Below are 11,486 nucleotides of genomic sequence, written 5' to 3'. Positions count from 1 at the left end.
CGGGAGACCGCGACCTGGGCGCACAGCTCCGTCGGGGCCGGCCGCTCAGGCCGAGCTGTCGCCTCGCCGCCGCGCCGGGAGCCTCAGCGGCAGGTGCCCCTCCGTCCGGTGCTCGACGGCACCGACGCCCACGCCCCGCATCGAGGCGCCGTAGCGGGCGCTCAGCGGGGCCGCGCTCAGCCCGTGCAGGAAGATGGACAGCAGGATCGCCGTCGCGGCGACGACGAAGACCTCGTCGCCGCCCGGGACGCCGGCGTCCGCGACGATCACGGCGTAGACGATCGAGGCCAGACCCCGCGGGCCCGCCCAGGCGACGAAGCCGACGGTCCGCGGCCGCAGCCCGCTGCCGAGGAGCGAGAGCAGCACGGCGACCGGCCGCACGAGCACGAGGCTGAGGACGGCGTAGAGCAGCACCCGCCAGTCGAGCTGCCCGAGGACGTCGGCGACGACGACGGCCCCGAAGAGCAGGAACGTGATCTGCGTGAGCAGCTGGCCCTCGGCCTCGGCGAACTCCGTCGTGCGCGGGAGGAGCGAGCGGGCGCTCGTGCCGACGACGAGGCCCGCGGCGAAGGCGGCGACGAAGCCGTTGCCGCCGAGCAGCTCCGCGCCGCCGTAGGCCAGCGCGGCGAGGGCGATCGTGGCGAGGCGCTGCGTGGTCTCCGTCGCCCAGTCGCGCCCGGCGCTCCACTCGAGCAGGCGCCCGCCGAGCCAGCCGACGAGCGCCCCGACCCCCACGCCGAGGCCGACCAGCTGCAGCAGGAGGACGACGTACCCGCCGACCGAGCCGGCGTCGCGGGCGGCGAGGTCGAGCGCCACGGTGAGGAAGGGCACCGCCAGGCCGTCGTTGAGGCCGCTCTCGACGTTGAGGGTCTGCCGCACGCGCGGCGGGACGACGTCGCTGACGAAGGACTGGCCGAGGGCGGCGTCCGTGGGGGCGAGGGCCACGGCCAGCAGCGCCACCGCGGCCACGGGCAGGTCGGGCAGCAGCAGGACGCCCACGCCGACGCCCGCGGCGATCGCGAGCGGCAGCCCCAGGCCGAGCAGCCGCAGCGCCGGACCGTGGTGCCGCACGACCGTGCGCAGGTCCATGCGCGAGGCGTCGGTGAACAGGACGACGACGAGCGTCACCTCGGCGAGGACGCTGACGAGCTCGTCGTCGACCTGGAGGTCGAGGACGCCGAGGACCCCCGGCCCGAGCAGCAGCCCGAGGGCCGTGAAGACCATGGGCATCGTCACGACCGAGCCGCTGAGACGACCCGCCAGCAGCGAGAAGGCCAGCACCGCCAGCGCGATGACGAGGACGTCGGACTCCACGGCAGCTCCTCCGCTCACGTCGGCCGGGCTCCCGGGCCAGCGGCCCGGGGCGGCGTCGACGCTCGCAGGGGCGCGGCCGTCGGGCACGTCGGGACCCGCCCCGCCACCGTGCGCCGGCGCCGGGCGGCGCGGCCCCGCGGCGCGGTCGCCCGGTACCAGCCGAGCGCCACGAGGACGGCCAGCGCCAGGTCGACGACGTCACCGCCGTGGGCCATGAGCTGGGCGCCGACCTCGGCGTCGCGGGCGTCGACGCCCGGCGGCGGGACGGCGTAGAGGTGCTTCGCCAGGAGCGCGTGCGCGGCGACGTAGACGACGAGGACGCCCGCGCGCACGGCGACCGGCGCCCGGTGCGGGTCGGGGTCGACGCCGACCAGGGACGCCGCGAGGAGGTACCCGGAGGCCAGCACGTGCGCGTGCACGGCGGCGTGCACCCACGGCGAGGCGTGCATCGCCGGGAAGAGGGCCGTCGTGTACAGCACCCACGCCCCGCCGCCGGCCAGCAGCGCGGCGACCGCGGGGTGGGCGAGGACCCGCACCGGAGGCGTCCGCAGCAGTCGCGTCAGCGCCCGGGCCCGGCGCACCGGCAGGGCGCGCAGCGCCAGGGTCACCGGCGCCCCGAGGGCGAGCAGCAGCGGGCCGAGCATCCCGAGCAGCAGGTGCGCGCCCATGTGCGCGGTGAAGCTGCCGTGCGCGGCCCGCGCCAGGGGGCCGACGAGGGCGGCCGCGACGCAGAGGAGCCCGCCGGCGAAGAGCGCCGTCCGCGCCGCGGGCCAGGGGGCCCGGCCTCGGACCCAGCGCCGTCCCGCGCCGTGGAGCGCCCACACGAGGAGCACGACGGCGAGGGCGCCGAGCTCGACGGCCGCCCAGCCCGCGCCCGCGACGTCGAGCGCGCCCGCCGGGACGGCGCCGTGGTGGTCGCCCACGCCTCAGCCCGCCCGGCGGCCGGGCGTCCGGGCGGGGCGCGTCCGGCGCAGGACGACGAGACCGGCGAGGAGGACGAGCACCGCCGAGCCGATCCACGCCGCGTCGTAGACCCACAGCGCCGTGACGTCGTAGCGCACCTGGTGGAGGCGCAGCAGCTTGTGGTCCACGACGCCGTCGAAGAGCTGGAACCCGCCGACGCCCGCGAGCACCGCGCCGGTCCACCGCCGCCAGGGCACGGGCCCGCGGCGGCGGACGTCGAGCAGGAGGAAGACGCCCCACACCGACGCCGTCCACGCGGCGGCGTGGAGGAGGGCGTCCGAGGTGATGGACACGGCGGGCGTCGAGCGGTCGTAGAAGTGGTGCCACTGCAGGGCCAGGTGGAAGACGAGGAGGTCGACGAGCGACGCCGCGGCGCCCGCGCCGAGCAGGACGCCGGCGAGGACGGTGCGGCGCCCCGGGTCGGCGGGGCCGTCCCGGCGCGAGCGGCGGGCGGGCGGTGCCCCGGCGTCGTGAGCGGTGGTCATGGGATCTCCCCGGTCGGGGGCGGGGCGCCGCGGGCTCGGGCGCCGTGCCGGGCATCCGACCACGGCGGGCGGACGAGCGGTGCCGCGCGTCGACGACGGGCGACGTCGCGTGCGAGACCGACGGACGGTGTGGTCCGTCGGGCGCCGTCGCCCGCCTCCGTCGGTCGCGTCGCGCTCGTCCCGCCCGCGACACACTCCTGCCGTGGACGACCCCGCCCGGCCCGCCTTCGTGCTGCACGACCACCGGCGCCCGACGCACCACCTGGACCTGCGGCTCGAGGAGGCCGGCGTCCTGCGCTCGTGGGCGCTGCCGCGCGGGCTGCCGCAGCGGGCGGGGGAGCGGCGCCTGGCCGTCGCCGTGCCCGACCACGACCTCGACCACCTCGGCTACGAGGACGAGGAGAAGTCGGTCGCCGACACCGGCTGGTGGGAGGAGCACAGCCGCGACGAGCGGCGCCTCGTGCTCACCCTCCACGGCCGCTCCGGGGCGCGCCGCTACGCGCTCGTCCGGACGCCGCGCGACTGGCTCCTCCTGCTGACGACGGAGCAGCCCGCGGCGCCCTCCCCGGGCGGATGAGCGAGCGCGGCCCGGCTCGCCGACGGACCTCGCGCCCGGCACGATCGAGCGGCTCGTCCCACCCCGACCCGTCGCCCCGCCCGTCCCCGAGGAGCCCCGTGGCCGCCCGCACGACCGATCGCACGGCAGGCCGGGGCACCGGCCGCGTCACCGTCCTCGCCCCCTCGCCCGAGCTGCGCGTGCTCGTCGAGCCCGCGCCGGACGGCACCACGGAGATCCACTTGCACACGGGCGGCCAGGGCGCCTGGGTCGGCCGGATGGCGCGCACCCTCGGCGCCGACGTCGAGCTGTGCCTGCCGCTCGGCGGCGAGTCCGGCGTCGCGCTGCGGGCGCTGCTCGAGGCGGAGGGGCTCCGCCTGTCCGTCGTCGGCATCGGCGCGGACACGACGACCGTCGTCCTCGACCACCGCGGCGAGCGCGACGAGACGGACGCCGAGTCCGGTGACCGCGTCGCCGACGCCCCGAGCGTCCTCACCCGTCACGAGGTCGACGACCTCGTGACGGCGGTGCTCACCTCGGCGCTCTCCGGCGACGTCGTCGTGCTGGCGGGCAGCCAGCCCCCCGACCTCCTGCCGGCGGACGTGTACGAGCGCCTCGCCCGCGACCTCCGGGCCCAGGGGTTGGTCGTCGTCGCCGACCTCTCCGGCGCGCAGCTGGACGCCGCGCTCGCCGGCGGCGTCGACGTGCTCAAGGTCGCCCACGACGAGCTGCCCGGCGACGACGTGGCGCCGGACGACGTCGACGCGCTGCGCGCGGCGGCCCGCGAGCTGCAGGGCCGCGGGGCACGGTCCGTCGTGGTCACGTGCTCGAGCGAGCCGGGCCTCCTCGTCACCGAGGACGGCGACGCCCACCGGCTGCGGGCGCCGGACGTGACGCCGGCGCAGACGCGCGGGTCGGGCGACGCCCTGTGCGGCGCCGTCGCCGCACGCCTGGCGCAGGGCGCCGACCTGCTCGACGCCGTCCGCACCGCGACGGCCGCGGGCGTCGTGAGCGTCGCCCGCCAGGGGCACGGCACGGGGGACCGGGCCGCCGTCGAGGCCTTCGCCGAGCGGGTCGGGGTCGAGGCGCTCGGCTGACACCGGTCGGCCGGTCGCGGCGTAGCGTGCGGCGGTGCCGCTGACCACGCCGGACGGGCGCTACCTGGTGGTGCGCGGCCGCCTGTGGCGGTGCTCCGACCCCCGCCTCTCCCCGGAGCGGCGCGCCGCGCTGACGCAGGAGCTGATGTCGGCCCGCCGGGCGAAGGGCGCGGCGCTGCGCGCCGGGGACGACGCCGCGCGCGAGGCCGCCCGGGCGCGCGTGGACGCCGCGAAGCGCGCCCTGGGAGAGCGGGGCCCGGTCTGGTGGGACGACGGCGCCCCCGACCTGACCCGGCACCTGGCCCGCACGACGCCCTACGCCGAGTGGTTCGCGGAGGTGGAGCGCGGTTGACCGCGCCGTGGGCGACCGGCGTCCGGCTCAGCCCCGGCGCGAGCCCTTCCAGAGGTCGATGCCCGCCTCGACGGCGTGCTGGTCGATGCGCTCGAGCTCGTCGTCGGAGAAGGACGTGCTCTCCAGCGCGGCGACGTTCTGCTCGAGCTGCTCGACGCTGCTGGCGCCGATGACGAGCGACGTCATGCGCTCGTCGCGCAGCGCCCAGGCGAGCGCCATCTGCGCCAGCGTCTGCCCGCGCTCCTGCGCCATGCCGTCGAGGGCGCGCACGTGCCGGAGCGCCTCGTCGCTGAGCAGGTCGGGCGAGAGGGACTTGCCCTGCGACGCCCGGGAGCCGGCCGGGACGCCGTCGAGGTACTTGCTCGTGAGCATCCCCTGGGCCAGCGGCGAGAAGGCGATGCACCCGGCGCCCACGTCGGCGAGGGCGTCGAGCAGCCCCTCGGTCTCGACCCAGCGGTTGAGCATCGAGTACGAGGGCTGGTGGATGAGCAGCGGCGTGCCGAGGTCGGCGAGGATCGCGGCCGCCCGGCGGGTGTCCTCGGGGCTGTAGGACGAGATGCCGGCGTAGAGCGCCCGGCCGGAGCGGACGGCCGTGTCGAGCGCCCCCATCGTCTCCTCGAGCGGGGTCGTGGGGTCGAAGCGGTGGCTGTAGAAGATGTCGACGTGATCCAGGCCCATGCGCTCGAGGGACTGGTCGAGGCTGGCGAGGACGTACTTGCGGCCGCCCCCGCCCTGGCCGTAGGGGCCGGGCCACATGTCGTAGCCGGCCTTGCTCGAGATGACGAGCTCGTCGCGGTAGGGCGCGAGGTCCTCGGCGAAGATCCGCCCGAAGTTGGCCTCGGCGCTGCCGTACGGCGGGCCGTAGTTGTTGGCGAGGTCGAAGTGCGTGACGCCCAGGTCGAAGGCGCGGCGCAGGACGGCGCGCTGGCGCTCCAGCGGGACGTCGTCGCCGAAGTTGTGCCACAGGCCGAGGGACAGCAGCGGCAGGTCGAGGCCGCTGCGCCCCGTCCGCCGGTAGGTCATCGCGTCGTAGCGGTCGTCGGCGGCGCGGTGGTGGTGGGAGGGGTCGGTCAGGCGGGGCACGTCGTCGTCCTCTCGGCGGGAGCAGCGGTCGCCCGACCCTAGGGCGGGCCGCCGACGACGCGCCGCGGCGAGCGCCGCGCCGCCAGCGGTGGACGCAGGACGCCGTCACGCGCGTCGGGCGTCCACCGCTGCCGCCGTGGACCTGCCCTCAACCCTCGGTGTGCTCGTCGCGCCCCGCGAGGCGCAGCACCGACTCGAGGACGACGCCGTAGACGACGTGCGAGCCGGGCTCCCAGACGAGCGCGGCGCGGGGCAGGTCGCGCAGCGGCGCCTGGAGGCCCGCGGCGGGCAGCGTCGTCGCGTGCGTGGCGCCGTACAGCACGAGCCCGAAGACCGCCCCGAGCCCGGCCCGCGCCGCCGGGTAGCGCTGCGAGAGGGCGGTGTAGAGCAGGCCGGCGCCGAGGCCCATGCCCCAGTGGAGGGCCTGCGAGCCCTGCGTCCGCTCCTGCTCGCCCGCGCCCTGGCCGACCGTGCGGCGCAGGGCGGCGTCGACGAGCTCGGCGGGCGGCATCCGGTCGGGGTGGTCGGCGGGGTCGGCTCCCGAGCGGCGCTCGGCGGCGGGCGACGGCGGGAGCACCCGCTCCGCCAGCGGCTGCAGGGCCCCCTCGGCGCGGGTCTTGGCGTACGTGGCGGCGCCGCCGGCGACGACGCCGAGGGCGAGGGTGCGCAGCAGGTCGGCCATGGGCTCGAGCCTCGCCCGGACCGCTCGCGCCCGCCACCGCGCCCCGACCACCCGGGCCTGACGCCGGACGGATGCCTGGCTCGACATATGCGCACGTGCGCACGTATGGTCGTCCGCGTGGTCGGGGACGAGGTCTACGAGCGGACGGCCGAGCTGTTCGCGACGCTGGCCTCCCCCCGGCGCCTGGCGCTCGTGCAGCGCCTGGCGCAGGCGCCGGCGTCGGTGGGCGAGCTCGCCGAGGACCTCGGCGTGCCGCAGCCGCTGGTGTCCCAGCACCTGCGGGTGCTGCGGCAGGCGCGGCTGGTCCGCGGCCGCCGCGACGGGCGCACCGTCACCTACGAGGTCGTCGACGAGCACGTGGCGCACGTGGTCACCGACGCCCTGGAGCACGAGCGCGAGGCGGACGCCGGCTGAGGCCGGGAGCGCCCGCACCGCTCGGGACCCGGGCCACCAGGCACCCGGACCACCCAGGAACCAGAGCACCCCAGCAGCGACCCAGGAGGACCCATGACCACCGCGACGCACGAGACCCACGTCGACCACGACCACGTCCACGCGCCCGACTGCGGCCACGCCGTCGTCCCGCACGAGGACCACGTCGACTACCTGCACGACGGCCACGCCCACAGCGGGCACGACGGCCACTACGACGAGCACCCGGTCGAGGCGCACGTCGTCGACGGCGCCCACGACCACGCGCACGGCGAGGGCTGCGGCCACGAGACCGTCGAGCACGGCGACCACGTGGACTACGTGCACGGCGCCCACCGCCACGCGGCCCACGACGGGCACTACGACGAGCACTGAGCCCGTCGCCGGCAGGTGAAGACGTCCACGAGCGTGACCGTGCACGGTCACGCTCGTGGACGGCTCTCTCCTCGAACGGTCCGGAGCGGCCACCGCGGGTCTTGACCCCCCGCCCTCCGCGGCGGAGCCTGGCGCCACCCGAGCGGCCCGTCGCCGGCTCGGTGGAGGGAGGGGCCGTGTGCCGCAACATCCGCCCGCTGCAGAACCTCGCGCCGCCCGCGACGGCGGGTGAGGTGCACGAGGCCGCGCTGCAGTACGTGCGCAAGATCGCGGGGACGACGAGGCCCTCGCGCGCCAACGAGGACGCCTTCGCCCGTGCCGTCGCCGAGGTGGAGGCGGCGACCGCGCGCCTGCTCGAGGAGCTCGTGACGAGCGCGCCTCCGCGCGACCGCGAGGTCGAGGCCGAGAAGGCGCGGCAGAGGAACCTCGCCCGCTTCGGGTGACCGGCGGCTCCCGGGCTGACCCGGGGGCGTGACGACGCCGGACGCGCCCTCCTGCCCCGGTGCGGGCGCCTACCCTCGAGGGTCCCCGCGCGCGGGCGCCCGAGCCGGCGCCCGGTGAGCGCGGCCCCCTCCCGGAGGTAGCCCGTGCCGTCCCACCCCCGCCGCCGCGCCGCCGTCGCGCTCGGCGCCGCCGCCCTGCTCGTGCTCGGCGCCGGAGGCCTCGCCGCCACCGCGGGCCGCGACGCCCTGAGCTCGGTCGCGCGCGGCGGCATCAGCGGCGTCGACGTGGCGCTGGACGAGCCCACGGCCGCGCCGGCGGAGGAGAGCGGGAGCGGGAGCACGGCGTCGTCCGGCGACGGCGGGGACGACGCCGCGGCGAGCCTCGCCGACGGCCGGGCCTTCCTGCTCGTCGGCTCCGACGCCCGCGGCGAGGCGCAGCGCCCCGGTGACGGCGACTGGGTCGAGGGCGCCCAGCGCAGCGACGTCATGATGCTCGGCCGCACCACGCCGGACGGCGACGTCCTGGTCGTCTCCCTGCCCCGCGACCTGTGGGTCGACGTGCCGGGCCGGGGCCCGGCCAAGCTCAACGCCGCCTACTCCTGGGGCGGTCCCGACCTCCTCGTCGACACGCTGCGCCAGGAGACGGGCGTGCGCGTCGGCCGCTTCGCCGCCATCGACTTCGACGGCGTCGTGGCCCTCACCGACGCCGTCGGCGGGGTGACGGTCGAGTCGCCGTACGCCTTCACCTCTCGCGGCGTCGACGTGCTGGCCGGGGAGAACACGCTCGACGGCGCAGAGGCCCTCGCCTTCCTGCGCGAGCGGGAGAGCCTGCCGCGCGGCGACCTCGACCGGGTCGCCAACCAGCAGCGCTACCTGCTCGCCATGTTCGACGACGTCCTGTCCCAGCAGACCCTCTCCGACCCCCGACGTGCCGCCCGCGTGCTCACCGCGGTGCGCGAGCACGTCGCCGTGGACTCCGGGACGTCCTTCGGCGACCTCGAGGCCATCGCCCGGGCCCTGGGCGGCACCCGGCCCGACGCCGTCGTGGCGGGCACCGTGCCGGTCGCCGGCGACGGCACCGAGGGCGGCCAGTCCGTCCTCTACGTCGACCGCCCGGCGGCCGACGCCGTCTGGGCCGCGTTCCGCGACGGGGACGCCGAGCGGCTCCGCGAGCTCCTCTGACCCCGCCGTCGCCTGCCGGCCGGTCACGCGCGGGGGACACTTCTCGCGTGGAGGTCCTCGACGGCGCAGCGCCCTGCCCGTGCGGGCGGGGCGAGCCCTACGCCGCGTGCTGCCGCCCGCTGCACCGCCGCGAGCGGGAGGCGCCGACCGCCGAGGCGCTCATGCGCTCGCGGTACAGCGCCTTCGCCGTCGGCGACGCCGCGCACCTGCGCCGCACCTGGCACCCGAGCACCGTTCCGGAGCACCTCGACCTCGACGACGACGTCCGCTGGCTCCACCTCGCCGTCACGGAGGTCGAGCGCGGCGGCCCCTTCGACGACGAGGGCGTGGTGGCCTTCGAGGCCGTCGCCCGGGCCGGCGGGCGCCGGCACGTGCAGCGCGAGCGCAGCGCCTTCGTCCGCGAGGGGGGCCGCTGGCTCTACGTCGGCGAGGCGGGGCGGTGAGCGCCGTCCGGGTGCTGCTGGCGACCATCCCGATGGCGGGGCACGCGTCGCCTGCCCTCCCCGTCGCCGCGGAGCTCGCCGCCCGGGGGCACGACGTCCGCTGGCTCACGGGCGCCCACCTCGCCGGCGCGGTCGGCGCGACGGGCGCGCGGCACGTGCCGCTGCGGTCCGCCCACGACTACGCCGACACCGCCTGGCTCGAGGCGCTGCCGGGCCGGCGCCCGCCCGGCCCGCGGCGCCTCGCGCAGGACTTCGAGCACCTCTTCCTGCGCTCGATGCCCGGCTGGGTCGCCGACCTCGAGGCCGAGCTCGCCGCCGCGCCCGCCGACGTGGTGCTCGTCGACGTCGGGCTCGTGGAGTCCGCGCGGGCCGTGCACGAGCGCGGGGGGCCGCCCTTCGCCGTCTTCGGGGTCTCGCCCCTGCTGCTGCGCGACGACGACACGGCCCCCTACGGGCTCGGCCTGCCACCCGCGCTCGGCCGGCTGGGCCGCGCCCGCAACCGCCTGCTGCAGGAGGCGGTCTGGCGCACGCTGCTGCGCCCCGCCGTCGTCGCCCTGCGCGAGGAGCGCGCCGCGCTCGGCCTGCCGGCGGACTCGCCGGCCCAGGCCGTCGGGCCGGTCTCGCCCTTCCTCCACCTGCAGTCCGGCGTCCCGTCGCTGGAGTACCCGCGGCGGGCCATGCCGGCGTCCGTGCGCTTCGTCGGGCACCTCGCCCCGCCGCTCGGGGACGCGCCCCGGCCGTCGTGGTGGGACGACGTGCTCCGGGCGCGGGCCGACCGCCGTCACGTGGTCGTCGTCACGCAGGGCACGGTCGCCACCGACCCCGAGGACCTGCTGCTGCCCGCGGTCCGCGGGCTCAGCGGCGCCGGGCACCTCGTCGTCGTCGCGACCGGACGGCGTGACGCGCCGACGCTGCCGGCCGGCGCCCTCCCCGGGGGGCAGCCGTCCGGGGGAGAGGTGGCGGCGGACGTGCGCGTCGGCGGCTTCCTCCCCTTCGGCGAGCTGCTGCCGCTGGCCGACGCCGTGGTCACCAACGGCGGCTACGGCGGGGTGCAGACGGCGCTCGCCGCGGGCGTGCCCCTCGTCGTCGCGGGTCGCACGGAGGAGAAGCCCGAGGTCGCCGCCCGGGTCGCCTGGTCCGGCGCCGGCGTCGACCTCCGCGTGCAGCGCCCGACCCCGGAACGGGTGCGCCGCGGTGTCGACGCCGTGCTCCACGAGCCGCGGTACCGCGCGGCGGCCGGTCGCCTCGCGGCGGAGTACGCGGGGCTCGACGCGCCGGTGCTGTGCGCGGACCTGCTCGAGGAGCTCGTCGGGCGCTGAGCCGCGCGCCCGGCTCAGCGCTCCCCGAGGCGCTCCGGCACCGGCAGCGGCGCCGTCCCGACGTCGGCCACCGCCGCGCCCAGCGCGCGGGCGGCCTCGGGCGGGCTCGCCAGGCGCCAGTCGGCCTCCTTGTCGAGGTCGAACCACACGACGCCGGCGAGCCCGCGGTCGGAGGCGAGGTCGAGCAGGTCGCCGACCCACGCCGCCTTGTCGCCGCCCTGCTCCGCGCTGGCGACCTCGGTGAGCAGGACGGGCCGGTCCGTGAGCTCCTCGAGGTCGTCCAGGCTCGGCCCGAGCAGCTCCTCGGGGCTGCGCCACCCGCCCCAGGGCAGCGCGTCGCCGGCGTTGTAGCCGTCGAGGCCGACCCAGTCGACGGCGTCGTCGCCCGGGTACAGGGGGGCGTAGGCGGCGCCGCCCGGCGCGTGGACGTTGACCGACCACACCCACACGACGTCCGCGCCCTCCTCGGCGAACAGGGCGCGGACGTGCCGCCAGGCGGCGACGAGGTCCTCGGCCGTCGTGCCGCCGACCCCCACGCCCCACGGGTAGTGGTCGGCGTCCTGCTCGTGGAAGGGGCGCAGGGCGAGGACGCCGCCCCACGCCCGCACCTGCCGGGCGAAGGCGCGCACGTAGGCGTCGTGGTCGCCGCGGGCGACGGCGGCCGGCGCGTAGGCCGGCTGCGCCGCCCCGCCGGCCGGGTCCCACGGCTCCCACGTGAGCATCGGCACGGCGCCGCGGGCCGCAGCGGCGTCGGCCCGGG

General features: G+C 78.0%; 15 protein-coding genes. 9 read left to right on the top strand and 6 right to left on the bottom strand.

Annotated features, from left to right (window positions below; genetic code table 11):
* Window positions 1-45 precede the first annotated feature (45 nt).
* The 3 genes from HLB09_RS07850 to HLB09_RS07840 are packed head-to-tail and all read right to left on the bottom strand — an operon-like array spanning window position 46 to window position 2,762.
* On the bottom strand, window positions 46-1,314 hold the full coding sequence (locus HLB09_RS07850; RefSeq protein WP_171202835.1) for a cation:proton antiporter domain-containing protein: 1,269 nt from the start codon (window positions 1,312-1,314) through the stop codon (window positions 46-48).
* A gap of 14 nt (window positions 1,315-1,328) precedes the next feature.
* Window positions 1,329-2,237 carry a cytochrome c oxidase assembly protein gene (locus HLB09_RS07845; RefSeq protein ID WP_171202834.1) on the bottom strand — a complete coding sequence of 303 codons (909 nt, stop codon included), beginning with the start codon at window positions 2,235-2,237 and terminating at the stop codon, window positions 1,329-1,331.
* Between the two features lie 3 nt (window positions 2,238-2,240).
* Entirely contained in the window at window positions 2,241-2,762 is a 522-nt protein-coding gene (locus tag HLB09_RS07840; protein ID WP_171202833.1) for a DUF2243 domain-containing protein, read from the bottom strand.
* A 202-nt stretch (window positions 2,763-2,964) separates the two neighbouring features.
* Between HLB09_RS07840 and HLB09_RS19890 the strand changes: the two genes are divergently transcribed.
* From HLB09_RS19890 to HLB09_RS07825, 3 genes are all read left to right on the top strand, one after another.
* Window positions 2,965-3,339 (top strand): DNA polymerase ligase N-terminal domain-containing protein, encoded by a 375-nt coding sequence (locus tag HLB09_RS19890; RefSeq protein ID WP_212770734.1) that lies wholly within the window; start codon window positions 2,965-2,967, stop codon window positions 3,337-3,339.
* 98 nt (window positions 3,340-3,437) lie between these two features.
* Window positions 3,438-4,415, top strand: a complete 978-nt coding sequence (locus tag HLB09_RS07830) for a 1-phosphofructokinase family hexose kinase (protein WP_171202831.1) — start codon at window positions 3,438-3,440, stop codon at window positions 4,413-4,415.
* A gap of 34 nt (window positions 4,416-4,449) precedes the next feature.
* The gene (locus HLB09_RS07825) at window positions 4,450-4,767 is read left to right on the top strand and encodes a hypothetical protein (protein ID WP_171202830.1); all 318 of its coding nucleotides are present in this window, start codon (window positions 4,450-4,452) and stop codon (window positions 4,765-4,767) included.
* 27 nt (window positions 4,768-4,794) lie between these two features.
* Here HLB09_RS07825 and mgrA read toward each other — a convergent pair whose 3' ends face one another.
* Window positions 4,795-5,850, bottom strand: coding sequence for an L-glyceraldehyde 3-phosphate reductase (gene mgrA, locus HLB09_RS07820; RefSeq protein WP_322790074.1), 1,056 nt, complete (start codon window positions 5,848-5,850; stop codon window positions 4,795-4,797).
* A 148-nt stretch (window positions 5,851-5,998) separates the two neighbouring features.
* Window positions 5,999-6,532 (bottom strand): DUF1440 domain-containing protein, encoded by a 534-nt coding sequence (locus HLB09_RS07815; RefSeq protein WP_171202829.1) that lies wholly within the window; start codon window positions 6,530-6,532, stop codon window positions 5,999-6,001.
* Window positions 6,533-6,649: 117 nt separating this feature from the next.
* Between HLB09_RS07815 and HLB09_RS07810 the strand changes: the two genes are divergently transcribed.
* The 6 genes from HLB09_RS07810 to HLB09_RS19290 all read left to right on the top strand — a co-directional run bounded on the left by HLB09_RS07810 (window position 6,650) and on the right by HLB09_RS19290 (window position 10,726).
* On the top strand, window positions 6,650-6,946 hold the full coding sequence (locus tag HLB09_RS07810) for an ArsR/SmtB family transcription factor (protein ID WP_322790073.1): 297 nt from the start codon (window positions 6,650-6,652) through the stop codon (window positions 6,944-6,946).
* Between the two features lie 93 nt (window positions 6,947-7,039).
* Complete coding sequence (locus HLB09_RS07805) at window positions 7,040-7,339, top strand: hypothetical protein (protein ID WP_171202827.1); 300 nt, start codon at window positions 7,040-7,042, stop codon at window positions 7,337-7,339.
* Between the two features lie 176 nt (window positions 7,340-7,515).
* Window positions 7,516-7,782: a DUF2277 domain-containing protein gene (locus HLB09_RS07800; protein WP_171202826.1), complete on the top strand. Its 267-nt coding sequence runs from the start codon at window positions 7,516-7,518 to the stop codon at window positions 7,780-7,782.
* A 144-nt stretch (window positions 7,783-7,926) separates the two neighbouring features.
* The gene (locus tag HLB09_RS07795; protein WP_171202825.1) at window positions 7,927-8,964 is read left to right on the top strand and encodes an LCP family protein; all 1,038 of its coding nucleotides are present in this window, start codon (window positions 7,927-7,929) and stop codon (window positions 8,962-8,964) included.
* Between the two features lie 47 nt (window positions 8,965-9,011).
* Entirely contained in the window at window positions 9,012-9,407 is a 396-nt protein-coding gene (locus tag HLB09_RS18430) for a YchJ family protein (RefSeq protein WP_322790072.1), read from the top strand.
* Entirely contained in the window at window positions 9,404-10,726 is a 1,323-nt protein-coding gene (locus tag HLB09_RS19290) for a nucleotide disphospho-sugar-binding domain-containing protein (protein WP_171202824.1), read from the top strand. Before HLB09_RS18430 ends, HLB09_RS19290 begins: the two co-directional genes overlap by 4 nt.
* 14 nt (window positions 10,727-10,740) lie before the next feature.
* On the opposite strand, the gene HLB09_RS07780 is transcribed toward HLB09_RS19290, so the two are convergent.
* Window positions 10,741-11,486: glycoside hydrolase family 26 protein (locus HLB09_RS07780; protein ID WP_171202823.1), on the bottom strand; the 746-nt coding region annotated here is incomplete at its 5' end.

The organism is Pseudokineococcus marinus (genome assembly GCF_013004605.1).
Taxonomy (GTDB): Bacteria; Actinomycetota; Actinomycetes; order Actinomycetales; family Quadrisphaeraceae; genus Pseudokineococcus; species Pseudokineococcus marinus.
The sequence above is the reverse complement of the archived record's forward strand: the minus strand, read 5'-3'. Positions and strand labels throughout refer to the sequence as shown.

Bases quoted from the DNA above. Each gene is read 5' to 3' on its own strand.
- HLB09_RS07815 (WP_171202829.1), bottom strand. From the start codon at position 6,532: ATGGCCGACCTGCTGCGCACCCTCGCCCTCGGCGTCGTCGCCGGCGGC.
- HLB09_RS07805 (WP_171202827.1), top strand. From the start codon at position 7,040: ATGACCACCGCGACGCACGAGACCCACGTCGACCACGACCACGTCCAC.
- HLB09_RS07840 (WP_171202833.1), bottom strand. From the start codon at position 2,762: ATGACCACCGCTCACGACGCCGGGGCACCGCCCGCCCGCCGCTCGCGC.